This window comes from Streptomyces sp. NPDC111744 (genome assembly GCF_055634995.1).
Window position 1 is genome coordinate 414,960 of record NZ_JBVKCG010000005.1, and the last position, 26,360, is coordinate 441,319.

22 protein-coding genes and 1 pseudogene are annotated in these 26,360 nt (G+C 71.4%); 13 read left to right on the forward strand and 10 right to left on the reverse strand.

Annotated features, from left to right (window positions below):
• Positions 1-105: 105 nt before the first annotated feature.
• Together ACZ7OO_RS14595 and ACZ7OO_RS14600 are read left to right on the forward strand one after the other, a co-directional pair.
• The gene (locus tag ACZ7OO_RS14595) at positions 106-1,041 is read left to right on the forward strand and encodes a bifunctional helix-turn-helix transcriptional regulator/GNAT family N-acetyltransferase (RefSeq protein ID WP_471504789.1); all 936 of its coding nucleotides are present in this window, start codon (positions 106-108) and stop codon (positions 1,039-1,041) included.
• A gap of 17 nt (positions 1,042-1,058) precedes the next feature.
• A complete protein-coding gene (locus ACZ7OO_RS14600) occupies positions 1,059-1,859 on the forward strand; it encodes a sugar phosphate isomerase/epimerase family protein (protein WP_471504791.1) in 801 nt (266 codons plus the stop codon).
• 84 nt (positions 1,860-1,943) lie between these two features.
• Here the strand turns inward: ACZ7OO_RS14600 and ACZ7OO_RS14605 are convergent.
• Positions 1,944-2,093 (reverse strand): annotated as a pseudogene (locus tag ACZ7OO_RS14605) (3-phosphoshikimate 1-carboxyvinyltransferase); the annotation flags it as partial.
• A gap of 617 nt (positions 2,094-2,710) precedes the next feature.
• On the opposite strand from ACZ7OO_RS14605, the gene ACZ7OO_RS14610 reads away from it, so the two are divergent.
• The 3 genes from ACZ7OO_RS14610 (at position 2,711) to ACZ7OO_RS14620 (ending at position 5,407) form a co-directional block, all read left to right on the forward strand.
• Entirely contained in the window at positions 2,711-4,543 is a 1,833-nt protein-coding gene (locus ACZ7OO_RS14610; protein WP_471504793.1) for a glycoside hydrolase family 3 protein, read from the forward strand.
• A 76-nt stretch (positions 4,544-4,619) separates the two neighbouring features.
• Positions 4,620-5,237 carry a hypothetical protein gene (locus ACZ7OO_RS14615; RefSeq protein ID WP_471504795.1) on the forward strand — a complete coding sequence of 206 codons (618 nt, stop codon included), beginning with the start codon at positions 4,620-4,622 and terminating at the stop codon, positions 5,235-5,237.
• Positions 5,238-5,290: 53 nt separating this feature from the next.
• Positions 5,291-5,407, forward strand: a complete 117-nt coding sequence (locus tag ACZ7OO_RS14620) for a LacI family DNA-binding transcriptional regulator (RefSeq protein ID WP_471504796.1) — start codon at positions 5,291-5,293, stop codon at positions 5,405-5,407.
• Between the two features lie 70 nt (positions 5,408-5,477).
• Here ACZ7OO_RS14620 and ACZ7OO_RS14625 read toward each other — a convergent pair whose 3' ends face one another.
• Together ACZ7OO_RS14625 and ACZ7OO_RS14630 are read right to left on the reverse strand one after the other, a co-directional pair.
• Positions 5,478-5,870, reverse strand: a complete 393-nt coding sequence (locus ACZ7OO_RS14625) for a hypothetical protein (protein ID WP_471504798.1) — start codon at positions 5,868-5,870, stop codon at positions 5,478-5,480.
• Between the two features lie 183 nt (positions 5,871-6,053).
• Positions 6,054-9,788, reverse strand: a complete 3,735-nt coding sequence (locus tag ACZ7OO_RS14630) for an ABC transporter ATP-binding protein (RefSeq protein WP_471504800.1) — start codon at positions 9,786-9,788, stop codon at positions 6,054-6,056.
• A 191-nt stretch (positions 9,789-9,979) separates the two neighbouring features.
• On the opposite strand from ACZ7OO_RS14630, the gene ACZ7OO_RS14635 reads away from it, so the two are divergent.
• From ACZ7OO_RS14635 to ACZ7OO_RS14660, 6 genes are all read left to right on the forward strand, one after another.
• Entirely contained in the window at positions 9,980-10,582 is a 603-nt protein-coding gene (locus ACZ7OO_RS14635) for a dihydrofolate reductase family protein (RefSeq protein WP_471504937.1), read from the forward strand.
• Positions 10,583-10,644: 62 nt separating this feature from the next.
• On the forward strand, positions 10,645-11,490 hold the full coding sequence (locus ACZ7OO_RS14640) for a serine hydrolase (protein ID WP_471504802.1): 846 nt from the start codon (positions 10,645-10,647) through the stop codon (positions 11,488-11,490).
• 64 nt (positions 11,491-11,554) lie between these two features.
• Complete coding sequence (locus ACZ7OO_RS14645) at positions 11,555-12,610, forward strand: esterase-like activity of phytase family protein (RefSeq protein ID WP_471504804.1); 1,056 nt, start codon at positions 11,555-11,557, stop codon at positions 12,608-12,610.
• Between the two features lie 129 nt (positions 12,611-12,739).
• Positions 12,740-15,037, forward strand: coding sequence for an ArnT family glycosyltransferase (locus ACZ7OO_RS14650; protein ID WP_471504805.1), 2,298 nt, complete (start codon positions 12,740-12,742; stop codon positions 15,035-15,037).
• Positions 15,038-15,173: 136 nt separating this feature from the next.
• Positions 15,174-15,980 (forward strand): endonuclease I family protein, encoded by an 807-nt coding sequence (locus tag ACZ7OO_RS14655; RefSeq protein ID WP_471504806.1) that lies wholly within the window; start codon positions 15,174-15,176, stop codon positions 15,978-15,980.
• Between the two features lie 142 nt (positions 15,981-16,122).
• Positions 16,123-16,479, forward strand: coding sequence for a peptidase inhibitor family I36 protein (locus tag ACZ7OO_RS14660; protein WP_471504808.1), 357 nt, complete (start codon positions 16,123-16,125; stop codon positions 16,477-16,479).
• Positions 16,480-16,526: 47 nt separating this feature from the next.
• Here ACZ7OO_RS14660 and ACZ7OO_RS14665 read toward each other — a convergent pair whose 3' ends face one another.
• From ACZ7OO_RS14665 to ACZ7OO_RS14680, 4 genes are all read right to left on the reverse strand, one after another.
• Complete coding sequence (locus ACZ7OO_RS14665; RefSeq protein WP_471504809.1) at positions 16,527-17,306, reverse strand: SDR family NAD(P)-dependent oxidoreductase; 780 nt, start codon at positions 17,304-17,306, stop codon at positions 16,527-16,529.
• Between the two features lie 83 nt (positions 17,307-17,389).
• The gene (locus ACZ7OO_RS14670) at positions 17,390-19,075 is read right to left on the reverse strand and encodes a thiamine pyrophosphate-binding protein (RefSeq protein ID WP_471504810.1); all 1,686 of its coding nucleotides are present in this window, start codon (positions 19,073-19,075) and stop codon (positions 17,390-17,392) included.
• On the reverse strand, positions 19,072-20,040 hold the full coding sequence (speB, locus tag ACZ7OO_RS14675; RefSeq protein ID WP_471504812.1) for an agmatinase: 969 nt from the start codon (positions 20,038-20,040) through the stop codon (positions 19,072-19,074). The genes ACZ7OO_RS14670 and speB overlap by 4 nt, the downstream gene beginning before the upstream one ends.
• Positions 20,041-20,097: 57 nt before the next feature.
• Complete coding sequence (locus tag ACZ7OO_RS14680; protein WP_471504813.1) at positions 20,098-21,555, reverse strand: sodium:solute symporter family protein; 1,458 nt, start codon at positions 21,553-21,555, stop codon at positions 20,098-20,100.
• A gap of 124 nt (positions 21,556-21,679) precedes the next feature.
• On the opposite strand from ACZ7OO_RS14680, the gene ACZ7OO_RS14685 reads away from it, so the two are divergent.
• Positions 21,680-23,146 (forward strand): PucR family transcriptional regulator, encoded by a 1,467-nt coding sequence (locus ACZ7OO_RS14685; protein ID WP_471504815.1) that lies wholly within the window; start codon positions 21,680-21,682, stop codon positions 23,144-23,146.
• Between the two features lie 66 nt (positions 23,147-23,212).
• The gene (locus ACZ7OO_RS14690) at positions 23,213-24,001 is read left to right on the forward strand and encodes a phosphatase (RefSeq protein WP_471504816.1); all 789 of its coding nucleotides are present in this window, start codon (positions 23,213-23,215) and stop codon (positions 23,999-24,001) included.
• A gap of 103 nt (positions 24,002-24,104) precedes the next feature.
• On the opposite strand, the gene ACZ7OO_RS14695 is transcribed toward ACZ7OO_RS14690, so the two are convergent.
• The 3 genes from ACZ7OO_RS14695 to tesB form a co-directional block, all read right to left on the reverse strand.
• Positions 24,105-24,395: a hypothetical protein gene (locus ACZ7OO_RS14695; protein WP_471504818.1), complete on the reverse strand. Its 291-nt coding sequence runs from the start codon at positions 24,393-24,395 to the stop codon at positions 24,105-24,107.
• Positions 24,396-24,518: 123 nt separating this feature from the next.
• Entirely contained in the window at positions 24,519-25,472 is a 954-nt protein-coding gene (locus ACZ7OO_RS14700; RefSeq protein WP_471504819.1) for a cation diffusion facilitator family transporter, read from the reverse strand.
• 9 nt (positions 25,473-25,481) lie between these two features.
• A complete protein-coding gene (tesB, locus tag ACZ7OO_RS14705) occupies positions 25,482-26,348 on the reverse strand; it encodes an acyl-CoA thioesterase II (RefSeq protein ID WP_471504820.1) in 867 nt (288 codons plus the stop codon).
• Between the last annotated feature and the right edge of the window lie 12 nt (positions 26,349-26,360).

Sequence of the window (26,360 nt, forward strand, 5' to 3'; positions counted from 1 at the left end):
AGTAAAGGCCGCGGGACCGCCGTTCGGACCTTCCGGCCGGGCGGGATGGCGGGATAGCCTCGGAGGCACGGCATCTCTGACTCAGTCAACCATCGGGGTCCAGCCATGACCGTCCAGGACATCCGTGCCTTCAACCGCTTCTACACCAACGTCATCGGCGCCCTCGACTACGGCCGCCACCTCTACGCCCCGTACACCCTCACCGAGGCCCGGGTGCTGTACGAGCTCGCGCACTCCGCCGACACCGACGCGGCCGACCTGCGGGCCGACCTCGCACTGGACGCGGGGTACTTGAGCCGGATCCTCAACAAGTTAGAGGAGGCCGGGCTGATCGAGCGCTCACCCTCGGAGAAGGACCCGCGGCGCCGGCGGGTGTCGCTCACCGCGGGCGGCCGGTCCGCCGCCGAGCTGCTCGACGAGCGGGCCCGGGAGACGGTCGGCTCGCTGCTGGGGGCTGTCGACCCCGGTGAGCGGCCACGGCTGGCCGAGGCCATGCGCACCATCCGTACGATCCTGGGCGACGCGCACGCCCCCGACGGCGCCGGCGAGGTCGTGCTGCGCGAACCGCACCCCGGCGACCTGGGCTGGATCGTGCAGCGCAACGCCGCGCTGTATGCCGCCGAGTACGGCTGGAACACCGACTACGAGGGCCTGGTGGCGCGGATCGTCGCCGACTACGCCGAGGACCACGACCCGCATCTGGAGCGGACCTGGATCGCCGAGCGGGCCGGGCGGCCGGTGGGCTGTGTGATGTGCGTACGGGACGACGCCCCGGGCACCGCACGGCTGCGGCTGCTGCTCGTCGAGCCGGAGACCCGGGGGCTCGGCATCGGGGACCGGCTGGTCGGCGCCGTGATCGGCTTCGCGCGAGGGGTCGGCTACCGGGAGCTGGTGCTGTGGACCAACGACGTCCTCGCCGCCGCCCGCCGTCTCTACCAGCGGCACGGCTTCGTCCTCACCGCCGAGACACCTCACCGCTCCTTCGGCAGGGATCTGGTCGGGCAGGACTGGCGACTGGATCTGCACGGAACCGGCGAGTGAGAAGTAGGTTGGTGAGCATGAGGTTCGCCTTCTCCACCCTCGGGGTTCCCGGTCTGCCGGTGTCGGACGTGCTGGCGCTCGCCACCGCCCACGGCTATCACGGCGTCGAACTGCGCGCCCATCCGGAGGAACCGGTGCATCCCGGCCTCGGCCCGGCCGCGCGGGCGGACGTGGCCGCCGAGTTCAAGGCGGCCGGGGTGGAGGTCCTGGGCGTCGCCGGGTACGCGCGTGTCGCGGCCCCCGGCGAGGACGCCCCGGTCCTCGACGAGGTACGCCAACTCCTCCAGCTGGCCCACGACTTGGGCGCCCCCTTCGTCCGGGTCTTCCCCGGCGCCGATCCGGCACTGCCCACCGCCGAGTCCGACGCGATCGCCGCGCGGCGGCTCGGCACGGTCGCCGAGGACGCCTCCGCGCTCGGTGTCCGGGTCCTGCTGGAGACACACGACTCGCATCGCACCGGCGCCGACGCGATCCGCGTGCTCGGCCCGGTCGGCCACCGCATGGTCGGATCCCTCTGGGACGTCATGCACACCTGGCTGGGCGGCGAGCAGCCCGCGGAGACCTACGCGGCCCTCGCCCCGCACCTCGGCTATGTGCAGGTCAAGGACATCGCCTCGGCCGAGGACACCACACCGCTGCCGCTCGGCGCCGGGATACTGCCGCTCTCCGACTGCGTGGAGGTGCTCTCCCGGCACGGCTGGGACGGCTGGCTGTGCTGGGAGTACGAGAAGCGCTGGTACGAGGCGGCGGCCCCGCTGCCCGGCCTGCTGCCGGCGGGCCGGGAGCACCTGGCACGGCTGCTCAACGAGTCGGCGTGAGCACGGTTCGTCGGCTCAGCGTGGGGCGGTGAACCTCGCCACCCGGTCCTCCAGTCGCTTACGGCACCGCGGCCACTCCGCCACCGTGTTGGCCACGTCATCGATCCGTACGGGACCATCCGCGAACGGGGCGATCGCCGCGAGGGTGGACATGGTGTCGGAGAAGTCCCGCATGTTGACGGTGAGGCCGTGGAGCCGCCCAGTGCCGCGGACGGTCGTCCGGTCCGCGGCGATGCCGCATGTCGACGCAGCACCGCGCCCCTTCCGGGGCGCTTCACTGACGTACCTTCAATCCCTCCGCTCCCGACTTCCCGAAGTCGGGAACCCGGCATCCGCCCCGTCCGTCCAACCCTCAGGCTGTCGGAAGAGTCTCCGTGGTGTGGTGTCGGCCCTCGCTGCTGGCTGCGATCGCTGACCCACCCTCTCCGCCGCACCACGGCCGCCGGCCCGCCGCCATCGACGTGCCCCCCTTCCAATGCGCCGATGGCGGCCCCTTTCCGGTCGGGGCCTGCCCGGTGCGTCAGCCCGAGGACGCGGGGTGTGGCACGCGCTCCCCCAGAGGGGGGGGACCCCCAGCGGCGTTGTCGTCACTCGCCGACGTCCCCCGGTCTTCGGCCGGGGGTGCCCCCACCGCGTCGCCCGCCGCGGCAGCGGCTGATGTCCACGCCTCCTCCGCCTTGCAGCCGCACGCACCACACCCCGCCCACGTCCGCCGAACGGGTGCCGTTCCTGTCCTTCGGGCTGACGCACCGGGCAGGCCCTGTGCATTACCTTGACGGAAAGAAACTTCCCGAATATTGGTGTGCCTACGGAAGTTTCCTTCAGCCGGTTCTCCACCGGAAGGAGCGCACGTGCCCTCCAGACGCACCGTCCTCGCCGCGACCGCGGGCGTCACCGCGGGACTGACCGTCGGCCACAGCGCGTACGCCTTCGGCTCCGACGACAAGAGCTCCGACGACGCGAAGCTCCGCTCCCTCATCTCCCGTATGAGCCTTGAGGAGAAGGTCGGCCAGCTGTTCGTGATGCGGGTCTACGGCCACTCCGCCACCGCCCCCGACCAGGCCGACATCGACGCCAACCTCAAGGAGATCGGTGTCCGTACCGCCGCCGAGCTGATCGCCCGGTACCGCGTCGGCGGGATCATCTACTTCACCTGGGCGCACAACACCCGGGATCCGCGGCAGATCGCCGAACTGTCCAACGGGATCCAGCGGGCCTCCCTGGACCAGCCGCGCGGCCTCCCCGTCCTCGTCGCCACCGACCAGGAGCACGGCGCCGTCTGCCGGATCGGCAGGCCCGCCGCGCTCTTCCCGGGTGCGATGGCCATGGGAGCGGGCGGCTCACGCGCCGACGCCCGTACCCTCGGCCGGGTCTCCGGCGCGGAGTTGCGGGCGATGGGCGTCCGTCAGGACTACTCCCCCGACGCCGACGTCAACGTGAACCCGGCCAACCCCATCATCGGCGTACGGTCCTTCGGTGCCGACCCGGACGCGGTCGGCGCGCTTGTCGCCGCCGAGGTGCAGGGCTACCAGGACGCCGGGGTCGCGGCCACCGCCAAGCACTTCCCGGGGCACGGCGACACCTCCGTGGACAGCCACTTCGGCTTCCCGGTCATCACGCACAGCCGGGAGCTGTGGGAGAAGCTGGACGCGGTCCCGTTCCGGGCGGCGGTCAAGGCAGGCATCGACTCGATCATGACCGCGCACATCCAGTTCCCGGCGCTGGACGACTCCGGCGACCCGGCCACCCTCTCCCACCCCGTCCTCACCGGCATCCTGCGCGGCGAACTCGGCTACGACGGGGTCGTGGTGACCGACTCGCTGGGGATGGAGGGCGTGCGCACCAAGTACGGCGACGACCGCGTGCCCGTGCTCGCCCTGAAGGCCGGCGCCGACCAGCTCCTCAACCCGCCGACCCTGGACGTGGCCTGGAACGCCGTCCTGAAGGCCGTACAGGACGGGGAGCTGACCGAGGCGCGCCTTGACGAGTCGATCCTGCGGATCCTGCGGCTGAAGTCCCGGCTGGGGCTGCTCGACCGGCCGTACGTCAACGCCAAGGAGGTCGGCCGGGTGGTGGGCACGGCCCGGCACCTCGCCACCGCCGACCGGATCGCCGAGCGCACCACCACCCTGCTGGTCAACGAGGGCGGGCTGCTCCCGCTGTCCCGCCGCACGCACGGCAAGGTGCTGGTGGTGGGCGCCGACCCGGCCTCCCCGTCCGGTACGACGGGCCCGCCCACCGGCGTGCTCGCCTCCGCCCTCACCGAACTCGGCTTCGCCGCAAGCGCGTTGTCCACCGGTACGGCACCCTCCGCGGCGACGATCGACAAGGCGGTCGCGGCGGCGCAGGGGGTGGACGCGGTGGTGGTCGGGACGTACAACGTGACGGCGGCCGGCGGACAGCAGCGGCTGGTGGAGCAGCTCGTGGCGACCGGCCGGCCGGTGGTGGCGGTGGCCGTGCGCAATCCGTACGACATCGCCCAACTGCCCACTGTGAAGGCCTGTCTGGCGTCCTACTCCTGGACGGACGTCGAACTGCGGGCCGCGGCGCGGGTGATCGCCGGGCGGGTCGCGCCGCGCGGCAGGCTGCCGGTGCCGGTGCAGCGGGCGGACGATCCGGCGCAGGTGCTGTACCCGATCGGCCATGGGCTGACGTATGAGACGTACGTAATGGATCGGGCGTAATACCCCTAACAGGCGGAAAGCCTGCCGCACAGCTGGCATGGGCCGTGGTCACGGGCCACGCTGGCAGGGGGTGGGTATGAGGAGCAGACGTCTTTCGGGGGTGCTGGTGACGCTCGCCGTCGCCCTGCTGTCGGCCGGGTGCCGGCCGTCCTCGCCAGGGGAGCCGGCGGGCAGCGCGCGGTCGACGGCGCGTCCGACGGTGTCCGGGTACGGTGCACGGTTTCTCGCGGTCGACGAGTGCAGCTCGTTCGGGACCGCCAGTTTCACCGAGGTGCCCTGCACGAGCGAGCGGGCGGCGGCCCGGGTCGTCGCCCGGTACGACGGCGGCATCGCCGCCGGATCGGCGTGCCCGGCCACCACCGACTTCGTGCTGCACATCGGCGCCCAGCGCACCAGCGGCGACGTGGGCGGTGACGGAACGATCCCGCAGGGCTATGCCTGTATGCGCAACCTGGAGCCGCCGCACCCCGGGGACCCCGGCGGGGGCGGCGGGCCGCGCACGATCGTCGGCGACTGTGTCTACGGCTCGGGCCACGGCCAGGTCCGGGAGACCGCCTGTGACGGCTCGGGGAAGCGGAAACCGCAGTACAAGGTGGTGCGGGCGGTGACCGCGCGGGACCGGTGCCCGGCGTCGACGGCCCTGTACGTCCAGCTCGGCGGCGAACGGCCGGTGGGCTGCGCCCGCCGCTTGTGAACGCTCCATGTCGGCCTCGGCCACAGCCGGGTTCCGCCCCCTGAAGTGGCCCGATGCGTGCGGAGATCGGGCTCAAGGCGGTGGCCGAGCGGGCCGGGGTGTCCATGCGGACCGTGTCCCACGTGGTCCGGGACACCGGGCGTTTGCGCACTCCCCTGGAATCTGTGTGACAGATGTGCGCCGGAAGCTATCGGAGCAACTGCCGTCACACCAGGGGGGATTGAGGGGACGTAAGGGCGTTCAGCACAGAATCCAGCCGGAACTCGCCGAGCTGCGGCCGACCGCACCCTTCACCCACACGCACCGATGCCCGGCGTGCACGGTCACCGGGCCCGCGTGGTACCTGTACTCGCCCTTGTCGACGACCGGGCGGTTGCCGCGGGCCTGGACGCTGACGGACATCACGCGCTTGCCGCCGGACTTCTTGGGGAGCGTGATCGCGCAGACGTAAGCGCCCTGCCGGTAGATGTGCACGGTGCCGGTGGCGAAGGGCAGGGTCCGCACCTCGCGTCCGGCGCAGTCGGCCGCCGTCACGGCCTGGGCCTCGGCCGGTGCCACGAGGGCGAGCGCCCCGGAGGCGGCCAGCACGGCCGCGCCGAGCGCGAGCCCCCGGCGTATGACCCCTCTGTCCACAGTCGTCCCCTCCTGTACCGCAACCGCGCACCAGCCATGGCCGTACTGATGTACGGACGCCCGACGTATGTCGGATGGTTGCACGTCCGTCAGGAACGCGAGTCCGCCCCCCCTGCGATGTGTTGATCGGCTGCGTGCCCTGCTTCGAGCCGGAAACCAGGAGCAGTCGTGCCACAAGAGAGGTCAGCGGGTCGCGCCCACCGGTTCCTCCGGCTCCTCTGCCTGGCCGATGAAGGTGCGCCACAGGTCGGCGTAACGGCCGTCGCGGGCGAGGAGTTCGTCGTGGGTGCCGTCCTCGGCGACCCGGCCGTGGTCCATGACCACCACCCGGTCGGCGCGGGCGGCGGTGGTCAGCCGGTGGGCGACCACGAGCGTCGTACGACGGCCCGCCAGCCGGTCCGTTGCCAGGTTGACCTGGGCCTCCGTCGCCAGGTCCAGGGCCGCCGTCGCCTCGTCGAGGAGGAGGACGTCGGGGTCGACGAGTTCCGCGCGGGCCAGGGCGATCAGCTGGCGCTGGCCCGCCGAGAGGTTGCGGCCGCGCTCGGCCACCTCGTGGAGGTAGCCGCCCTCGAGGGTGGCGATCATCTCGTGGGCGCCGACCGCACGGGCCGCCGCCTCCACCTCGGCGTCGGTCGCTTCCGGGCGGCCGTAGGCGATGGCGTCCCGGACGGTCCCCTGGAAGAGGTACGCCTCCTGCGGAACGACCCCGAGGCGATGGCGGTACGAGGTGAGGTCCAGGGTGCGCAGATCCGTGCCGTCGACCGTCACCCGGCCGCCTGTCGGGTCGTAGAACCGTGCGACCAGCTTGACCAGCGTCGACTTGCCGGCGCCGGTCTCGCCGACGAAGGCGACCGTCTGCCCGGCGGGGATGGTCAGGTCGATGCCGCTCAGGGCCTCTTCGTCGTCGCCGTACGCGAAGTGCACGTCCTCGAAGGCGATCTCGCCTCGGAGTTCGGGCACCTCCAGCGGCTGGTCCGCCGCCCGCGTCGTCGTCTGCTCGCGGAGCAGTTCCTGGATACGGCCGAGGGAGACGGTCGCCTGCTGGTAGCCGTCGAAGACCTGGGAGAGCTGCTGGACGGGCGCGAAGAACAGGTCGATGTAGAGGAGGTAGGCGACCAGCGCACCGGTGGTGAGCGTCGCCGCCTCCACCCGGTGGGCGCCCGCCATCAGCACACTCGCCGCGGCCACCGACGACAGCAGCTGGACGAACGGGAAGTAGACCGATATCAGCCACTGGCCGCGGATGCGGGCCTTGCGGTAGCTCTCGCTGCGCTCGGTGAAACGGCGGCCGCTGTCCCGCTCGCGCCGGAAGGCCTGCACGATCCGCAGGCCCGACACGGACTCCTGGAGGTCGGCGTTGACCACCGACACCCGCTCACGGGCGAGTTCGTACGCCTTCACGCTCGCCCGGCGGAAGAAGAAGGTCGCGACGATCAGCGGGGGCAGGGTGGCGAAGACGACCAGCGCGAGCTGGATGTCGATCACCAGCAGGACGACCATGATGCCGAAGAAGGTGACGACGGAGACGAAAGCGGTGACCAGCCCGGTCTGGAGGAAGGTCGACAGGGCGTCGACGTCGGTCGTCATCCGCGTCATGATCCGGCCGGTCAACTCCCGCTCGTAGTAGTCGAGTCCGAGCCGCTGGAGCTGGGCGAAGATCTTCAGCCGGAGGGAGTAGAGGACGCGTTCGCCGGTACGGCCGGTCATCCGGGTCTCGCCGACCTGGGCCGCCCACTGGGCGAGTACCGCGACCAGCCCCAGCAGCGAGGCCGCCCAGACCGCGCCGAGCGCCATCTTGGTGACGCCCTGGTCGATGCCGTGCCGGATCAGCACGGGCAGCAGCAGGCCCATGCCCGCGTCCACGGCGACCAGGGCGAGGCTGACGAGAAGGGGGCGCCCGAAGCCGCGCAGCAGCCGGCGCAGACCGTAGGAGTCCTCGGGGCGTACGGCCCGGGCCTCGTCTATGCCGGGGGTGTCGGTGGCCGGGGGCAGCGCGTCGACCTGGGCGAGGAGTTCGGGGGTGGCCGGGGTGCCGGCGAGGGCGAGGTCCCTGGGCGTACGGTCGCCGGTCCACAGGCGCGGGGTCACTCCTCGCTCGGCGTCGAACTCCGCGTCCAGTTCGTCCCGCACGGACGTGTCCTCGTGCGGGATCTCGGGGAGGGCGTGGCCCGGGGAGACACCGCCCAGCTCGTCGGGGTCGGTGAGCAGCCGCCGGTAGAGGGGGGACCGCTCCTGGAGTTGCTCGTGGGTGCCGATGTCGGCGAGGCGGCCGCCGTCGAGTACGGCGATGCGGTCGGCGAGGTTGAGGGTGGAGCGGCGGTGCGCGATGAGGAGGGTGGTGCGGCCGCGCATCACGTGTTTGAGCGCCTCGTGGATCTCGTGCTCCACGCGGGCGTCGACCGCCGAGGTGGCGTCGTCGAGGACCAGCAGCCGGGGGTCGGTGAGCAGGGCGCGGGCGAGGGCGACGCGCTGGCGCTGGCCGCCGGAGAGGGTGAGGCCCTGCTCGCCGACCTTGGTGCCGTAGCCCTCGGGCAGCTCGGTGATGAAACGGTCGGCCTGGGCGGCGCGGGCGGCTTCCTTGATCTCCTCGTCGGTCGCGTCGGGGCGGCCGTAGGCGATGTTGTTGCGGACCGTGTCGGAGAAGAGGAAGGAGTCCTCCGGGACCAGGCCGATGGCCGCCCGCAGCGAGTCGGAGGTCAGCTCGCGGACGTCGTGGCCGCCGACCAGGACGGCACCGTGGGTGACGTCGTAGAAGCGCGGCAGGAGCAGGGAGACCGTGGACTTGCCGGAGCCGGAGGAGCCGACGACGGCGAGGGTCTCGCCCGGCCGGATCTCGAAGCTCAGCCCCTTGAGGACCGGGCGCTCATGGTCGTAGCCGAAGGACACGTCGTCGAACTCGACGGTCGCGGGCGCGTCGGCGGGCAGGGTCCTGGTCCCCTCCCGCAGGGTCGGCTCGGTGTCGATCAGCTCCAGGACGCGTTCGGTGCCGGCGCGGGCCTGCTGGCCGACGGTGAGGACGACGGCGAGCATCCGGACCGGGCCGACCAGCTGGGCGAGGTAGGAGGAGAAGGCCACGAAGGTGCCGAGGGTGATGTGACCGCGGACGGCCAGCCAGCCTCCGAGGGCCAGCATGGCGACCTGGCCGAGAGCCGGGACGGACTGCAGGGCCGGGGTGAACCTGCTGTTCAGCCGTATGGTGCGCAGCCGCCCCGCGAACAGCTTCCGCCCGACCTCCCGGAGCTTGCCGGTCTCCTGCTCCTCCTGCCCGAAGCCCTTCACCACGCGTACACCGCTCACGGCGCCGTCGACCACGCCGGCGACGGCGGCGGCCTGGGCCTGGGCGTACCAGGTGGCGGGGTGGAGCTTGCTGCGGCTGCGCTTGGCGATCCAGTACAGGGCCGGGGCGACGGCGAGGGCGACCAGGGTGAGCGGCAGCGACAGCCAGGCCATGATCCCGAGGGAGATCAGGAAGAGAAGGACGTTGCCGATGGTCATCGGCAGCATGAAGAGCAGGCCCTGGATCAGCTGGAGGTCGCTGGTGGCGCGGCCGACCACCTGGCCGGTGGACAGCTCGTCCTGCCGCCGTCCGTCGAGCCGGGTGATGGTGCCGTACATCTCGGTCCGCAGGTCGTGCTGGACGTCGAGGGCGAGCCGGCCGCCGTAGTAACGGCGGACGTAGGTGGCCGCGTAGACAAGGACGGCGGCGCCGATCAGGGCGGCGGCCCAGGGGCCCATGGACCGGCTGTGGTCGCCGATCACGTCGTCGATGATCACCTTGGTGATCAGGGGCACGAGGGCCAGTACGGCCATGCCGGCCAGCGAGGACCCGAGCGCGAGTACGACGTCCTTGGGGTGCCGCCAGGCGTACCCTGCCAGCCTGCGCGCCCAGCCCTGTGGTTCCCCCTGTTGCGCTGCCACGCGACCGCCCTCCGTTCGCCCTGCTCTGCCGCATGACCACAACACGGACGGAACCGGATTTCATCCCTCCGCAACAAATCCGGGACCTGGGGACGAGGAGGGCTGGAGATCCGAGGGCACCCCGCGAGCGGCGACGAGTCCTGCGGCGTCCGTCGGCCGTACTGTCGAACCCCTGCCGCGGAGGACGTCCGATACGCAGCGTGACGTATTCGATGGGCGTCTCACTTGACGGCTACGTCGTCGGGCCCGACGGCGGCTTCGACTGGACGGCGCCCGACGAGGAGGTCTTCCGCTTCGTCACCGACGAGATTCGAGAGGTCGGCGTCCACCTGCTGGGACGACGGCTGTACGAGACGATGCTGTACCGGGAGACCGCCGACCATGATCCCTCGCTCGACGGCCCAATGCTCGAGTGGGCCGCGCTCTCGAAGCCGCTCCCCAAGGTGGTCTTCTCCACCACGCCCTCGGCGGTGCAGGGCAATGCCCGCCTGGCCTCCGGCGGCCTGGTGGAGGAGATCGAGCGGTTGCGAGCCGAGCCCGAGGAGGGCGACATCGCGATCGGCGGCGCGGCTCTCGCCGCCGAGGCGGCAGCGCCGGGTCTGATCGGCGAGTACCGGGCCAGGGTCCACCCGGTGCCGGCCGGCGGTGGCATTCCGTTCTTTCCCCGGCGCGAGCGCCGGGTGGACCTCGAACTCGTCGGGACCCGCACCTTCGGCTCAAGGGTCGTCCACCTCCGCTACCGCGTGGCGCCAGGACGGGGCTGCGTGGGCCGAACAGCTGACGGCGGCCGATAACGACTCGTCAAACCCTCCCAGCCCGTACAACCATTCGTGCGGACTCACGTGTCAATCCGGTTATGACTCACCGGATATCCAGACGCGCCAGGGTGCTGGCGACGATTGTCGGCGGGGCCGCGTTCACCGCGGGGGTGGCCGCACCCGCCTCGGCAGCCGCTCCCACCATCAGCTGCACGTCCGCGAAGGCGGGCCTGGCCGCGAAGCTGAAGAAGGACATCACCGCGGCGATGGCGAACCGCAAGGGGACCATCGCCGTCGGACTCTACGACCGTTCCACGAAGACGACTTGCACGCTCCGCGACACCACGCACTACGACTCGGCCAGCGCGGTCAAGGTGACCGTCCTCGCCACGTTGCTGTGGGACGCGAAGAAGCACAACCGGTACCTGACCACCACCGAGCAGACGCTCACCAAGGCCATGATCACCAAGTCGGACAACGACGCGACCAGCAAGCTGTGGAAGCAGTTGGGCCTGACGAAGATCAAGGCGTTCCTGACGGCCGCCGGGATGACCCAGACCACCCCGGGCGCCAACGGCTACTGGGGCCTCACCCAGATCGACGTGCACGACGAGCAGCGGCTGCTCGCGCTCGTCACCGCCAAGAACACTGTGCTCAGCGACAATTCGCGGGCCTACATCCTGAAGCTGATGGGGCAGGTCATCTCGTCCCAGCGGTGGGGCACGCCGTACGGCGCCCCGTCCGGGGTCTCCGTGCACGTCAAGAACGGCTGGCTGCAGCGCTCCACGCACGGCTGGCGGGTGCACAGCCTCGGCACGTTCACCGGCGGCGGCCACGACTACATGATGTCCGTGCTGACCCACGACAACAGCACCATGAACTACGGGATCACCACGATCCAGGGCATCGCAAAGGTCGTTCACAAGGACCTGGCCGCGAGCTGACCCCGGTCCGATCTTTCATTGACGGGCCTCCCGCCCGTCACCGAATCCCCATACGGTGACGGCCATGCGCCTGCGAACCGTACTCGCCACCGTCACCGCCGGCCTGGCGGCGGCCACCTGTCTGTCCGCCGCCGGGTCCGCCAACGCCGTCGCGACCGGCACCGACGCGACCAACACCGGCACCGCCCACGCGTGTTCGTCCTCGGTCTCCATCGACGGGTTCTCCGACGCCCTCGACAAGACGACCTTCGACGGCACCTTCGTCGGCAACTTCTCCGCGCTCGCCCTGGACCGGCACGGCTCCCTCGTCGCCCTCTCCGACCGGTCCTCCCTCTTCGACCTCGACGCGAAGACGCTCGCGCCGAGGAAGGTCGTCCAGCTCGCCGACGAGAACGGCGCCGCGCTGGACTCCGAGGGTCTGGTCGTGGACCGCGACGGCACCCGGCTCATCACCTCCGAGACCGAGCCGTCGATCCGCCGCTACTCGGTGGACGGCAAGATCCTCGACCGGCTCCCCGTGCCGTCGTCGCTGCTGGTCTCCCCGGCCGGCCGGGCCACCACCAACCGGACCTTCGAGGGCCTGACCCTCCTCAACGGTGGCCGCACCCTGCTGGCCTCCATGGAGTACGCCCTCTCCGGCGACACCGCCGGGATCGTCCGCTTCCAGACCTGGCAGCGCACCAAGGGCGACCACTTCAGGCTGTCGGCCCAGTACGCCTACCGCACCGACGACCCGATCCTCGGCGTCCCCGAGGTCCAGGCGCTGCCCGACGGCCGCCTCCTCGTCCTGGAGCGCGGCTTCACCGCCGGTGTCGGCAACACCGTCCGCCTCTTCGTGGCCGACCCGCGGCACGCCACGGACACCAGCGACATCGAGAACCTCACCGGACAGGCCGGCGTCCGCCTGGTCAAGAAGACGCTGCTCACGGACATCGCGACCTGCCCGACCCTGGGCGCCACGGCCAAGCAGCCACAGCCCAACCCGCTCCTCGACAACATCGAGGGCATGGTGGTCACGGGCCGCTCGAAGGGCGCGTACAAGGTCCTCCTGGTCAGCGACGACAACCAGAACGCGGCCCAGACGACGCGGTTCTACCGGCTGTCGGTCCGCACACACTGAGACAGCGGCCTCGGAGGGCGGTCGTACCCGAGGATCACCGGCCGCTCTCTTACCCACATCTCATCCACCCACAGCCTGCGCCCAGGATCGGCACAGCCCTCACCCATCGGCCGTCTGCATGGTGGGATGGTGACATCTGCCACCGATCCCGTCCCCCACACGCCCGTGTCCCCCGACTGGGGCCCGCCCACGGCGTCCCCCACGGCCACCCCCGCGGCTCCCCTGCCGGACAAGGCACCACGCTGGTCGCTGCCCGCGCTGATCGCGATCCTGATCCTGGCGGCGGTGCTCTACTCCTGGAACCTCTCCGGTTCCAGCCTGAACACCTTCTACAGCGGCGCCATCTGGGCCGGTACGAAGAGCTGGAAGGCCTGGTTCTTCGGCTCGCTGGACCCGGGCAACTTCCTGACCGTCGACAAACCGCCGTTCGCGACCATGGTCATGAGCCTGTCGTGCCGGATCTTCGGCTTCGGCACCTGGCAGATGATGCTGCCGCAGGTCGCGGCCGGCCTCGCCGCGATCTGGATCCTGCACACGAACGTGAAGCGGATCTGGGGCCACGGCGCGGCGACGGTCGCCTCGCTGGTGCTCGCGCTGACCCCGATCACCGTCGCGATCAACCGCGACAACAACCCCGACACGCTCCTGGTCTTCCTGATGGTGGCGGGCGCGGCGCTGGCGTTCCGCGCCACCCGTGACGAGAAGCTGCTTCCGCTGCTCGGCTCGGCGGCCTGCTTCGGCCTCGCCTTCAACACCAAGCTGCTCGCGGGCTGGATCGCGCTCCCGGCCGTCTTCGCGCTCTACCTGTACGCGTCGAAGGCCCCCTGGGTGAAGCGGATCGTCAACCTCGCGCTCGCCGCGGTCGTGCTGGCCGTCTCCAGCTTCTGGTGGGCGATCGCCGTCTCCCTGGTCCCGGCCTCCGACCGCCCGTACATCGGCGGCTCCACGGACGGCTCGGCCTGGAACCTGATCATGGGGTACGACGGTCTCGGCCGCGTCTTCGGCGGCGAGGGCAACGGCGCCGGTGGCGGAGGCGGTGGCGGCGGCTTCTCCGGCTCCGCCGGTCTCGGCCGGATGTTCAACGACATCCTCGGCGGCCAGATCTCCTGGCTGCTCCCCTTCTCCGCGATCGCCCTGGTCGGCGGCCTGGTGCTGTGCGGCCGTGCCCCGCGCACGGACCTCCGCCGGATGGCGCTGGTCCTGTGGGGCGGCTGGACCCTGCTGCACTACGTGATCTTCGCGACCGCGCAGGGCACCATGCACCCGTACTACACGACCGCGCTGGCCCCCGGCATCGCGGCGCTGTGCGGCGGCGGTGGCGTGATGCTGCTGCACGCGTTCCGCACCGACAAGCGGTGGATCTGGGTCCTCCCGGCCGCCTTCGGCGTGACCGGCATCTGGGCGATCGTCCTCCTCCGTCGCGCCTCCGGCTGGAACACCTGGCTGTGGCCGACGATCGGCGTGCTGACGGTGGCCGGCATCGTCGGCATGATCCTCTTCCGGCCCGGCAACCGGGCCCGGCTGCTCACCGCCTCGGTGGCGGCAGCCGTGATCGCGGCGCTGGCCGGCCCGACGGCGTACGCGGCGGCGGAGCCGTTCGGCGGCTCCGGCGGCGGTGGCATGGGCGGTACGAACCCGACGGCCGGCCCCTCGACGGGCAGCGGCGGCTTCGGCGGCGGCGGCCGGGGCGGCTTCCCGGGCGGCCGGAACGCCGAGGCCCGCGGCGAGATGGGCGGCGGCTTCCCCGGCGGCACGAACGGCCAGGCGCCGGGCGGCGGTACGGGCGCGACCGGCGGCACCGGCGGTCCTGGCGGTACGAACGGCCAGGCGCCGGGCGGCACCCAGCAGGGCGGCGGCTTCCCCGGCGGCACGAACGGCGAGATGCCGGGCGGTGCAGCCGGCGGTACCGGTGGCACCCCACCGAACGGCACGGGCGGAACCGGCAGCACCGGTGAGGCAGGCGGCGCCGGTCGGCGAGGCGGTTTCGGCGGCGGTATGGGTGGCAGCGTGAGCAGCGACCTGATCGCGTATCTGAAGAAGCACATGGACGGCGCCACCTGGCTGCTCGCGGTCTCCAACTCCCAGTCCGCGGCCCAGATCGAGCTGAGTGCGCGGGAGCCCGTGATCTCCATGTGGGGCTTCACCGGATCCGACAAGGCGATGACCGTCGCCAAGCTGAAGGAACTGGTGAAGGCGGGCAAGCTGCACTACATCCAGCTCGGCGGGGGCGGAATGGGCGGCAACAGCACGCTCAACTCCGAGGTGACCAGCTGGGTGCAGAAGAACGGGACGGTGGTGAAGGAGAGCGCGTACAGCAAGTCCACGACGGGGAGCTCGACCTCGAACTCCAAATCCTCCGGCTCCACTTCCACCACCCGGAGCAACACCTCGACGCTCTACCGGCTGGACCCGTCGGACGTCAGCTGACGTAATCCGGCATCGGAAGAGGCCCCCGACCACACGGTCGGGGGCCTCTTTTCACGTCCCGTTCACCGCGCTGTTCTCATGTTCATGTCACTCTCATCCTGCCGCCTCATCAACCCGCGTAGATGGGAAACTCTTTATGCTGGCGACACACATCCGGCGCTGGAAGTCGGTGGCACTGACGACCGCCGCCGTCCTGGTCGGCCTGACCGCCCCGGCACTGACGGCGACCCCGGCCGCGGCCACGACGACCGCGTACGACTCGACGTACTACAAGAACGCGATCGGCAAGTCGGGGACGAGCCTGAAGTCGTCCCTGCACACGATCATCAGCGCGAACGTCACCAAGCTGTCGTACTCGGCCCTGTGGGATGCCCTGAAGAAGACCGACCAGGACCCGGACAACAGCAACAACGTGATCCTGCTGTACTCGGGCATCTCGCGCAGCAAGACCCTCAACGGCGGTGACAGCGGCGACTGGAACCGTGAGCACGTGTGGGCGATCTCGCACGGCGACCTCACCACCTCCACCGGCCCCGGCACGGACCTGCACCACATCCGTCCCGAGGACGTGGCGGTCAACGGCAAGCGCGGCAACCTCGACTTCGACGAGGGCGGCTCCACCTTCACCAACAGCGGCGGCAGCAAGGCCGACTCGGACTCCTTCGAGCCGCGCGGCGCGGTCAAGGGCGATGTGGCCCGCATGATCCTCTACATGGCGGTCCGCTACGAGGGCGGCGACGGCTTCGCCGACCTGGAGCCCGACGACAAGGTCAACAACGGCTCAACCCCGTACATCGGCAGGCTCTCGGTCCTCAAGCAGTGGAACGACGAGGACCCGCCGGACTCCTTCGAGGAGAACCGAAACAACGTCATCTACAGCACCTACCAGCACAACCGGAACCCGTTCATCGACCACCCGGAGTGGGTCGACGCGATCTGGTGAGCCGGTGAGGTTGAACGACTAGTTCACCCACACAGTTGGGGCCGATCTTGGGCTCGGGCGTGTCCGCGTGACCGCCCAGGAGCATGAGGGCGCCCCGGCAGTTCCGCCGGGGCGTCCCCAACTCCCGTCACCGGAGAGCCCCGTGAAGCTTCGTACCCGGTCCGTCGCCGCCGTTCTCGCCCTGACTGCCCTGGTGCTACCCGCGCAGAGCGCCTCCGCGCAGTCGGCCGCCGCCCCCTCCTGCCCCGACGGCTCGGTGTGCTTCTGGAGCGGGGAGGGATTCGGCGGCGACTACTGGGAGTGGACGGCCCGCAGCGGCTACCGCGACATGCCGCCGGGCCTCCACGACCACGTCGGCTCCTTCGTCGCCTCCACCCGCGCCTGCCTCGTCAACTGGTCCCCGACCGAGAAGCGCGACGTCTTCAACGGCGACTGGCGCTCCCAGTACCTCGGCGACTTCGGCGGCCGCATCGACGGAGTGGGCGCGGGCGCCTGCTGAACCGGTCACCGTCCCGGCACCTGGTGAGCCGGGCCGTACGGCCGCGCTCACCAGGTCGGGACGAAGCCGCCGTCGATCCGCACGTCGCTGCCGACGATGTTGGCCGCACGGTCACCGGCCAGGAACACGACCAGGTCGGCGATCTCCGACGGCCGCGAGAAGCGGCCGCTGGCGGTCGCCGCCGCGGCCTGTGCCATGACCTCGTCGGGGCGCAGGCCCGAAGACGCCGAGACCGTGTCGGCAACGCCTCCGCCGCCGAGCCACAGGTCCGTCTCGACCGGCCCGGGGCTGACGCTGTTGACGCGTACACCCCGGGGCCCGAACTCCTTCGACAGGGCCTTCGAGAAGTTGACCAGCGCCGCCTTGGCCGCGCTGTAGTCGACCACCAGCGGATCCGGCAGTTCGGCGTTGACCGAGCCGATGTTCACGATGGAGCCACGGCCGGCCTCCAGCATGCGCGGCAGGACCGCCCGGGTGACCGCGAGCGTGGCGAAGAAGTTGACCTCGAACGTCCGGCGCCACTCGGCGTCGCTCACCCCCAGGAAGCCGCCCGGCCGGGCCGGGGCGGCGCCCACGTTGTTGACCAGGACGTCGATGCGCGGCCCGGCCGCCTCCGCCAGGCGCTCCGCGCCGTCCGGCTCGGTCAGATCGACCCCGACCCACCGGGCGCCGCCCGCCTTCGCCAGGGCGTCGAGCCCGGGCGACGAGGTCCGGGCCGCCGCGATCACCTCGGCCCCCGCCGCCACCAGCGCCTCGGCCACGGCCAGGCCGATGCCCTTGCTCGCGCCGGTGACCACGGCCGTCCTGTCCTGCAGTTCACCTGTCATGCGCCCGCTCCTCGTCCCGCTCGGTCCTGCCACTCCCCGAGCCTTCCCTCCGGAGCGCGGGACCGCCTCCGCCGGACGGGTACTCAGCCCAGATGCGTCGGCGCGAACATCCGTAGCAGCGCCGGGAGCACCACCACCGAAGGGCCGGGTGTGGACAGGGCCTTCGCCAGGTCCGTTTCCAGGGTTTCGGGCGTGGTGCGGATGCCGGGGACGCCGAAGGACTCCGCCAGGGCGACGTAGTCGGGGCGGGTCAGTTCCGTCGCCGTGGGCTCGCCGAAGGTGTCCGTCATGTACTCGCGCAGGATGCCGTAGCCGCCGTCGTCCACGATGAGCCAGGTGACCGGGAGGTCGTGCTGCCTCGCCGTCGCCAGTTCCGCGATGGAGTAGAGGGCGCCGCCGTCGCCGGACACCGCGAGGACCGGGCGGGTCGGGTCGGCCGCGGCCGCGCCGAGCGCCGCCGGGAAGCCGTAGCCGAGGCCGCCGGCACCCTGGGCCGAGTGCATGAGGTTCGGAGCCTGGGCGTCGAACGCCGACCATGCCCAGTAGGACAGGATCGTCATGTCCCAGAAGGACGGGGAGCCGGCCGGGAGGGCGCGCCGGACCGACGCCAACATGTCCTGTTCCAGGGTGAGTTCCTGGGAGGTGATGCGCTCCGAGACGCGGGACAGCAGGTCCCGTACCCGGTCGGCCGCCGTGTCGTCCTCGCGGGGCGACACCGTTTCCAGCAGGGCCTGGAGCGCCGGCCGGGCGTCCGCGTGGATGCCCAGTGCCGGGTGGTTGGACTCCAGCTTGCCGAGGTCCGCCTCGATCTGGACGACCCGGCCCCGTGGCTTGAACGTGTGGTAGTTCGAGGAGAGTTCGCCCAGGCCCGAGCCCACGACCAGGAGGACGTCCGCGTCCTCCAGGAAGTCCGTGGTGTGGCGGTCCTCCAGCCAGGACTGGAGGGAGAGCGGGTGGTGCCAGGGGAAGGCGCCCTTGCCGCCGAAGGTGGTGACGACCGGGGCGTTCAGCGTCTCGGCCAGCTGCCTCAGCTTGCCCGACGCGTCCGCCCGTACCACTCCCCCGCCCGCGATGATCGCCGGGCGGGTGGCGTGCGAGAGCAAGTGGGCGGCCACCGCGGTCAGTTCGGGGCGCGGCGCCAGCTCGTCCGGGGTCGCGTCCATCGCCGTCACCACCGGGATCGACGTCGCGGACAGCAGCACGTCCTGCGGGATCTCCACCCACACCGGGCCGTGCGGGGCGGAAAGGGCCGACTTCCAGGCCGCCGCGAGCGCCGACGGGATCTGCGAATGGGTGCGGACCGTGTGGACCGACTTCACCACGCCCCGGAAGGAGGCCGCCTGGTCGGGCAGTTCGTGCAGATACCCGTGCCTGCCGCCGCCCAGGCCGGCCGTGGGGATCTGGCTGCTGATCGCCAGCACGGGGGCGGAGGCCGAGGCCGCCTCCTGGAGCGCGGCCAGCGAGGTCAGGGCGCCCGGCCCCGTCGACAGCAGCAGCGGGGCCGCCTCGCCGGTGATCCTGCCGTAGGCGTCCGCCGCGAAGCCCGCGTTGTTCTCCACGCGCAGGCCGACATAGCGCAGCGGCGAGCGGCGCAGTGCGTCGAACATGCCGAGGGCGTGCTGGCCGGGCAGGCCGAAGACGGTGGTCGCGCCGAGCCCGGCCAGCGTCTCCACGACCAGGTCTCCGCCGTTGCGGCCGGCGGGAGGGTTCAGGGCGGCGGCTGTCTGCGCCTCCGTCGGGCGGAGTACCAGGTCGTGGTCGTGGGTCACTTCGAACGAGCCTCGGCAATCTGACGGGTCATGATCGTGGTCAGTTCGTACGCCGTGTGCGAGGCCGCCACCGACGTGATCTCCGCGTGGTCGTACGCGGGGGCCACCTCGACGACGTCCGCCGAGACGAGGTTGCAGGAGGAGAGTCCGCGCAGGATCTCCAGCAGCTCCCTGGAAGTCATACCACCCGCTTCCGGCGTGCCGGTGCCGGGAGCGTGGGCGGGGTCCAGACAGTCGATGTCGATCGAGATGTACAGCGGGCGGTCGCCGATGCGCTGGCGGAGCTGGTCGGCCACCTCGTCGGCGCCCCGGCGGTAGATGTCCGACGACGTCACGATGCCGAAGCCCATCTTCTCGTCGTCGGTGAGGTCCTGCTTGCCGTACAGCGGGCCGCGGGTGCCGACGTGGGAGAGGGCCGAGGTGTCGAGGATGCCTTCCTCGACCGCCCGGCGGAACGGGGTGCCGTGCGTGTACTCGGCGCCGAAGTAGGTGTCCCAGGTGTCGAGATGGGCGTCGAAGTGGAGGAGGGCGACCGGACCGTGCTTCTTGGCCACCGAGCGCAGCAGCGGCAGGGCGATGGTGTGGTCTCCGCCCAGGGTCATCAGGCGGGCGCCGGTGCCGAGGAGGTCGTCGGCCGCCGCCTCGATCGTCTCGACCGCTTCGTTGATGTTGAACGGGTTCACCGCGATGTCCCCGCCGTCCGCGACCTGCGCCAGCGCGAACGGGGACGCGTCCTGCGCCGGGTTGTAGGGGCGCAGCAGCCGGGACGCCTCGCGGATGGCGTTGCCGCCGAAGCGGGCGCCCGGCCGGTACGAGACACCGGAGTCGAACGGCACGCCCACGACCGCGACGTCGGCGGTGCCGACCTCGTCGAGGCGGGGCAGCCGGGCGAAGGTCGCGGGACCGGCGTACCGCGGGATGCGGGAGGAGTCGACGGGGCCGCGGGGCGTCTCGTTGCTGCTCATGAGGGAATGCCTTCTTTCCTACGCTTGGTCGCGTATGTACTGCTTCTGTCTACGACTTTACTGGGCGGCCGGGACCGGTTCGGACACGAGTTCGGGAGCACCGCGGCCCGCGAGCCGCTCGCGCCAGTTGGCCAGCACGGTCGCGTCGGTGGGCTTCGTCGCCAGGGAGACGGCGACATACGCGGCCAGCGAGGAGAGAAGGCCGTAGTAGACGGGCTCGTTGGCGAGGATGCCGTAGCCCGCCATCAGGCCGATCACCGCGAGGCCGCCGACGGTCACGGCGGCGAGGGCGCCCTGGACCGTGCCGCGCTTCCAGAGCAGTCCGCCGAGGATGGGGACGAGGAGGCCGGCGACGAGCAGGTTGTAGGCGACGGTCAGCGCCTCGACGACGTTGTTGAGCGCGATGGCCGTGCCGATCACCCCGACGCCCATGATCAGGATGAAGACGCGGTTGCCCCGCACCTCGTCATGGTCACCGGACCTGGCCTTTCCGCGAATCCGCGACCAGATGTCGTTGTTGGCGACGGTCGCGCAGGCGATCAGCGCGCCGGAGGACGTCGACATCACGGCGGCGAGCGCGGCGGCCAGCACCAACCCCCGCACGCCCATGGGAAGTTCGTCCTTGACGATGGTCGCGAAGGCGTCGTCCGGGCTGCCCAGCTTCGGGTACAGCACCTTGGCGGCCGTACCGATCACGGCACCGGCGAGGGCGTACACCAGGCAGTAGGTGCCGGCGACCGTGCCGCCCCACTTCGCCGTCCGGTCGCCCCGGGCCGTGAACACGCGCTGCCAGATGTCCTGCCCGATGAGCATCCCGAACGTGTAGATCAGTACGTAGGTGAAGATCGTCTCGCCGCCTATGCCCAGCGGGTCGAAGTACGACGTCGGCAGCTTGGCCTTCATCTCGGAGAAGCCGCCCGCCTTGACCACCGCGATGGGCAGGAGCAGAAGCAGCACGCCGATCGTCTTGACGACGAACTGCACCATGTCCGTCAGCGTGATCGACCACATGCCGCCGAGCGTCGAGTAGGCGACGACGATCGAGCCGCCGATGACGATCGCGACCGTCCGGTTCATGTCGAAGAGGACGTCGAAGATCGTGGCGTACGCGATGGTGGAGGTGACGGCGAGCATCAGCGTGTAGGCCCACATCACGAGGCCCGAGATCACGCCCGCCCGGCCGCCGTACCGCAGATCCAGCATCTCGGAGACCGTGTACACCTTGAGGCGGGCGATCCGGGCCGAGAAGAAGACCGACAGGGCGAGCAGTCCGAGGCCGATGGTGAAGACCATCCAGGCGCCGGAGAGGCCGTACTGGTAGCCGAGGCCCACACCGCCGATGGTGGACGCGCCGCCGAGGACGATCGCGGCCATGGTGCCGGAGTACATGGCGGGGCCCAGGCGGCGGCCCGCCACCAGGAACTCGCTCTTGGACCTGGCGCGGCGCATGCCCCACCAGCCCATAGCCAGCATGCCGGCCAGATAGATCACGATCACTGCGTAGTCGACGGCCACAGGGCCCTCCTTCACTGGGGGTCTCGCCGGTGGGTGACGGTCACCGACACTAGGTGGCCGGAAAGCGACTGCGAAGTGTACGTTTCATCCATTCGAGCCCCACGGGATGGAGGGAACGCACACCATGCCGGACCCCGCTGTTCCCCCCACGCCCCCGGTGCCCCTCGCGGCCCTTCTGGCCCGTGAGGACCTGGCCCTGCGCCAGATCGCCGGACCGTCCGACCCGTCCCTGGTCGTCCACTGGGTGCACACCTCGGAGATGGCCGACCCGTACCCGTATCTGCTGGGCGGTGAGCTGCTGCTGACGGCCGGGGTGCACATCCCGGACGCGGCGGGTTCGGGCACCTACTTCGACGACTATGTGTCACGGATCGTGGCGGCGGGCGGCGCCGCCCTCGGCTTCGGGGTGGCTCCGGTGCACGACACGGTGCCGCGCGCCCTGGTCGCGGCCTGCGAGGCGTACGACCTCCCGCTCGTAGAGGTGCCGCCGCAGACCACCTTCTCCGCCGTCGCCCGTGCGGTGTGGCAGCTGATGGCGCAGGCCCGCCTCGCCGAGTTGCGCCGGGTCACGGACGCCCAGCAGAGCCTCGCGGCCGCCGCGGCCCGCCCCGACCCGGTCCCCTCGGTGCTGCGCCAGCTGGCGACCCGGCTCGGCGGCTGGGCGGCGCTGTACGGTCCGGAGGGCACGGAGATCGCGTCGGCGGGCCGCACGACCGACGAGCCGGCACGCGCGTCCCTGTCCGAGCTGTCCGAGGTCGTACGGCCGTCGGGCCCCGGAACTCCCACCTCCGCCACCCATGCCACCGCCGGCACCCACCTCGCCGCCTACGCCCTCGGCACCGGCCGGGGCTTCGTCCTCGGTGTCGCCGCCCCGGGCCGCGAACCCGGCGACCACACGATCGCCTCGGTGGCGGCGGTCCTGCTGACCCTGCTCACCGGCGAGCAGCAGAGCACGGCGGGCGCGGCCCGCTCCTCCGCGCTGGTACGCCTGCTGCTGGGCGAGCGCCCGTCGGAGGTGGCGCCGCTCCTGGGCGAGGGCCGCTGGCTGGTCGTACACGCACGGCCGGAGACGCCGGGGGCACCGGAAGCGGTCGCCGCCTCCGCGCTCGGCGCGGCCCTCGGGTCCGCGCTGCTCGACCTGGGGCCCGACGTCGTACGACTCCTCGTCCCCGCGGCCCGGGAACCGGAGCCGCAGCCTGGCTGGACGCTCGGGGTGAGCGCGGCCGTCGAGCCGTCCGAGTGGGCCGCCGCCGACACCCAGGCCGGCCGCGCCCTGGCCCGCGCCCGCGCGACGCGCGCCCCGCTGGCCCGGCACGGCGCCCGCCCCGGCCTCGACGACCTGGTTCCCAGGGACAAGGCGCGAGCGCACGCCCGCGCCCTCCTCGCACCCCTCGCCGCACAGCCCGCCCTCGCCGGGACCCTGCGCACCTGGCTCTCCCTGCACGGCAGCTGGGACCGGACGGCGGTGGCGCTGTCCGTCCACCGCAACACCGTGCGACAGCGCATCGCCCGCTGCGCGGCACTGCTCGATGCCGAACTCGACGACCCGGACGTCCGGATGGAGCTGTGGTTCGCACTCGGACAGGACTGAGTGACCCACGTCCCAGCGGGCGATACGCAGGGGAATCGCACAGCGCCCTGCCTCACAATGGAGGGCATGCCGATACCCGGGACACCCAGCCGCGCCGAGCTCGTCGAGCACCTTGTGAAGACCCGCATCGCGGGCGATGTCGCCACGCCCCGCGAGAACAACCTGCTCCACTACCGCAAGCTGGCCAACGGCGAGCGCAACTGGTGGCTGGGACTGGAACTCGGCGACCGCTGGACCGACGAGCAGGACGTGCTGGCCGTGATGGCCGAGCGGGTCGGAGTGAACGACGACCCCGAGTACCGGTACGGCCAGGACACCATCGACCCCGAGCTGACCGTGGACGGCCTGAACCGGCTGGCGGCACGGCTGCGCAAGGCGGCCGAGGGCCGGCAGCGGGTGCTGTTCGCGACCGGGCACCCGGGCGGCCTGCTGGATGTGCACCGGGCGACGGCGGCCGCGCTGCGCACCGCCGGCTGCGAGATCGTGGTCATCCCGGACCTGCTGCAGACGGACGAGGGATACGTCATGCAGTTCGCCGACGTGGCCGTCCTCGAGCACGGGGCGACGCTGTGGCACACCCACTCCGGTGACCCGATGAAGGCCGTCCTGGACGGGCTCGAGCGCGGGGAACGTCCGCTGCCCGACCTGGTCGTCGCCGACCACGGCTGGGCCGGGTACGCGGCGCAGGCGGGCCTGGACTCCGTCGGATACGCCGACTGCAACGACCCGGCGCTGTTCCTCGCCGAGGCGGAGGGCACCCTCCAGGTGGCCGTACCGCTCGACGACCACGTGCTCAGCCCGCGGTACTACGACCCGATGACCGCGTACCTGCTGGCGGAAGCGGGACTGGCGTAACACGGGCCGGACCGGGCGAGGTGCGGCCCCCCGGGGAGGGGAACCGCACCTCGTGGCCTGGTCCTGGATCCTGAATCCCTGGTCTGTCTGCGCGGTCGGTGGCTCAGAACCCGCCGCCGAACCCGAAGCCGCCGTAGCCGTAGCCGTAGCCGTATGCGGGGACGACCACGACGGGGACGACCGCGACGGGGTAGTACCCGTAGCCGCCGTAACGGCAGTTGTTGTAGAACCCGCCGCCGAACCGGGAGTTGCAGCCGTAACCGCCGGCGACCACGTTCTGGTGGGAGGCGGGGGCCGCCGAGGCGGTACCCGCGGCGCCGATCGCGGCCCCACCGGCCAGCAGCAGGCCGGCGGCGGACATCGCGGCGATGCGCCTCGCGCGCTGTACTCGCATGGGAAATACCTTTCTGCCGGACTTACGTCCGCTACGCGGCACGTCCGCTATGCGGCACATGCACTGTGCGGCATTTCACTCATAGAGCTTAATCTCGGACAAGCCGCCCGGCACTTCGAGTGTTCACCGACCGTGATCGACCGAGGTCCCGGGCCCCGGGGTGGGATCCAGGTAGACGCGGCCGATCATGGGGAACGCGGCCCGCAGCCGCTGCTCGGCCCGTTCGCAGGCCCACTCGACCTCGGCCGCCGTCGACACGTCCCGGAAGTCCACCTTGGCGGCGACCAGCGCCTCCTGCGGGCCCTGCACCAGGGTGGTCAGCTCCAGTACGGCCACCATGTGATCGGACTTCAGCAGTTCCGCCCGGATGCGCTCCCGCACGGGCCTCGGCAGCGGCCGCCCGATGAGGAACTCGGCGTTCGACCGGCCCAGCACCCAGGCGACGTACAGCAGGAGCAGGCTGATGAGGAGGGAGGCGAGGCCGTCCCAGACGCCGGAGCCGGTGAGCTGCCCGCTGAGCAGACCGCCCGCGGCGAGCACCAGGCCGACGAGCGCGGCCGAGTCCTCCATCGCCACGGCCTTCACGGCGGTGTCGGGGGTGCGCCGCAGATACAGCCTGAACGGCACCCGGGACCGGGCCGCCTCCCCGTACGCCTGCTTGAGCCCCGTGCGCAGGGAGAACCCCTCGAGGACGAAGGCGACCGCGAGGACGATGTACGACACCAGCGGGTCGCCGAGTTCCTCGCCCGCGGCCAGGGTGTGGACGCCGTCGTAGAAGGAGAAGACCGCGCCGCCGACGAAGGTGGCGACGGCGGCCAGCATGGCCCAGATGTACCGCTCGGGGCCGTAGCCGAGCGGGTGTTCCTCGTCGGCGGGTTTCTCGCTGCGTTTGAGCGCGGTGAGCAGCAGCAGCTCGGTGATCGTGTCGGCGACCGAGTGCGCCGCCTCGGAGAGCATCGCGCTGGACCCGCTGATCAACCCGGCGACCACCTTGGCGAGGGCGATCCCAAGGTTGGCGACGGCGGCGACGATCACCGTGACGGTGCTCTCGCCGCCACTCTGTTCGGCTTGGGACATGCCCCAGTTCTACCGGGGGACGCGGACGACACCCTCCTGGATCACGGAAATGGCCAGTGAACCGTCCTGGGTGTAGATCCGCGCCTGGCCGAGCCCGCGGCCCCCGTACGCCGACGGGGACTCCTGGTCGTACAGCAGCCACTCGTCGGCGCGGAACGGCCGGTGGAACCACATGGCGTGGTCCAGCGACGCCCCCACCACGTCCCCGACGGCCCAGCCGCCGCGGCCGTGCGCGAGCAGGACGGAGTCGAGCAGGGTCATGTCGGAGACGTAGGTCGCGAGGACGACGTGCAGCAGCGGGTCGTCGTCGAGCTTGCCGTCGGTCCGGAACCACACCTGGCTGTGCGGCTCACGCGGCTCGCCGAACTTCCCGTACGGCGGCTCGTCGACGTACCGCAGGTCGATCGCCTCGCGGGCCTCCAGGAACTTCTCCACGACGGCGGGCGGCAGATGGTCGTAGCCGCGCAGCCGCTGCGCCGAGGTGGGCAGGGTCTCCGGGTCGGGCGCGGGCGGCATCGGGGTCTGGTGGTCGAGGCCGTCCTCGTACGTCTGGAAGGACGCCGAGAGCGCGAAGATCGGCCTGCCGTGCTGGACGGCGACCGCGCGCCGGGTGGTGAAGGAGCGGCCGTCGCGGATCCGCTCGACGTTGTAGACGATGGGCGCGCCCGGATCGCCGGCGCGCAGGAAGTACGCGTGCAGCGAGTGGGCGTGCCGGTCCGCCGGGACCGTGCGCCCGGCGGCGACCAGCGCCTGGGCCGCGACCTGCCCGCCGAACACACGCGGGACGACGGCGGACCGGGACTGGCCGCGGAAGATGTTCTCCTCGATCTGCTCCAGGTCGAGCAGATCGAGGAGATCATTCAGTGCCTCGTTCATGGCACCTTTTCT

Bases quoted from the DNA above. Each gene is read 5' to 3' on its own strand.
- ACZ7OO_RS14595 (WP_471504789.1), top strand. From the start codon at position 106: ATGACCGTCCAGGACATCCGTGCCTTCAACCGCTTCTACACCAACGTC.
- ACZ7OO_RS14600 (WP_471504791.1), top strand. From the start codon at position 1,059: ATGAGGTTCGCCTTCTCCACCCTCGGGGTTCCCGGTCTGCCGGTGTCG.
- ACZ7OO_RS14615 (WP_471504795.1), top strand. From the start codon at position 4,620: ATGAGGAGCAGACGTCTTTCGGGGGTGCTGGTGACGCTCGCCGTCGCC.
- ACZ7OO_RS14620 (WP_471504796.1), top strand. From the start codon at position 5,291: ATGCGTGCGGAGATCGGGCTCAAGGCGGTGGCCGAGCGGGCCGGGGTG.
- ACZ7OO_RS14640 (WP_471504802.1), top strand. From the start codon at position 10,645: ATGACTCACCGGATATCCAGACGCGCCAGGGTGCTGGCGACGATTGTC.
- ACZ7OO_RS14645 (WP_471504804.1), top strand. From the start codon at position 11,555: ATGCGCCTGCGAACCGTACTCGCCACCGTCACCGCCGGCCTGGCGGCG.
- ACZ7OO_RS14655 (WP_471504806.1), top strand. From the start codon at position 15,174: ATGCTGGCGACACACATCCGGCGCTGGAAGTCGGTGGCACTGACGACC.
- ACZ7OO_RS14665 (WP_471504809.1), bottom strand. From the start codon at position 17,306: ATGACAGGTGAACTGCAGGACAGGACGGCCGTGGTCACCGGCGCGAGC.
- speB (WP_471504812.1), bottom strand. From the start codon at position 20,040: ATGAGCAGCAACGAGACGCCCCGCGGCCCCGTCGACTCCTCCCGCATC.
- ACZ7OO_RS14685 (WP_471504815.1), top strand. From the start codon at position 21,680: ATGCCGGACCCCGCTGTTCCCCCCACGCCCCCGGTGCCCCTCGCGGCC.
- ACZ7OO_RS14690 (WP_471504816.1), top strand. From the start codon at position 23,213: ATGCCGATACCCGGGACACCCAGCCGCGCCGAGCTCGTCGAGCACCTT.
- ACZ7OO_RS14695 (WP_471504818.1), bottom strand. From the start codon at position 24,395: ATGCGAGTACAGCGCGCGAGGCGCATCGCCGCGATGTCCGCCGCCGGC.
- ACZ7OO_RS14700 (WP_471504819.1), bottom strand. From the start codon at position 25,472: ATGTCCCAAGCCGAACAGAGTGGCGGCGAGAGCACCGTCACGGTGATC.
- tesB (WP_471504820.1), bottom strand. From the start codon at position 26,348: ATGAACGAGGCACTGAATGATCTCCTCGATCTGCTCGACCTGGAGCAG.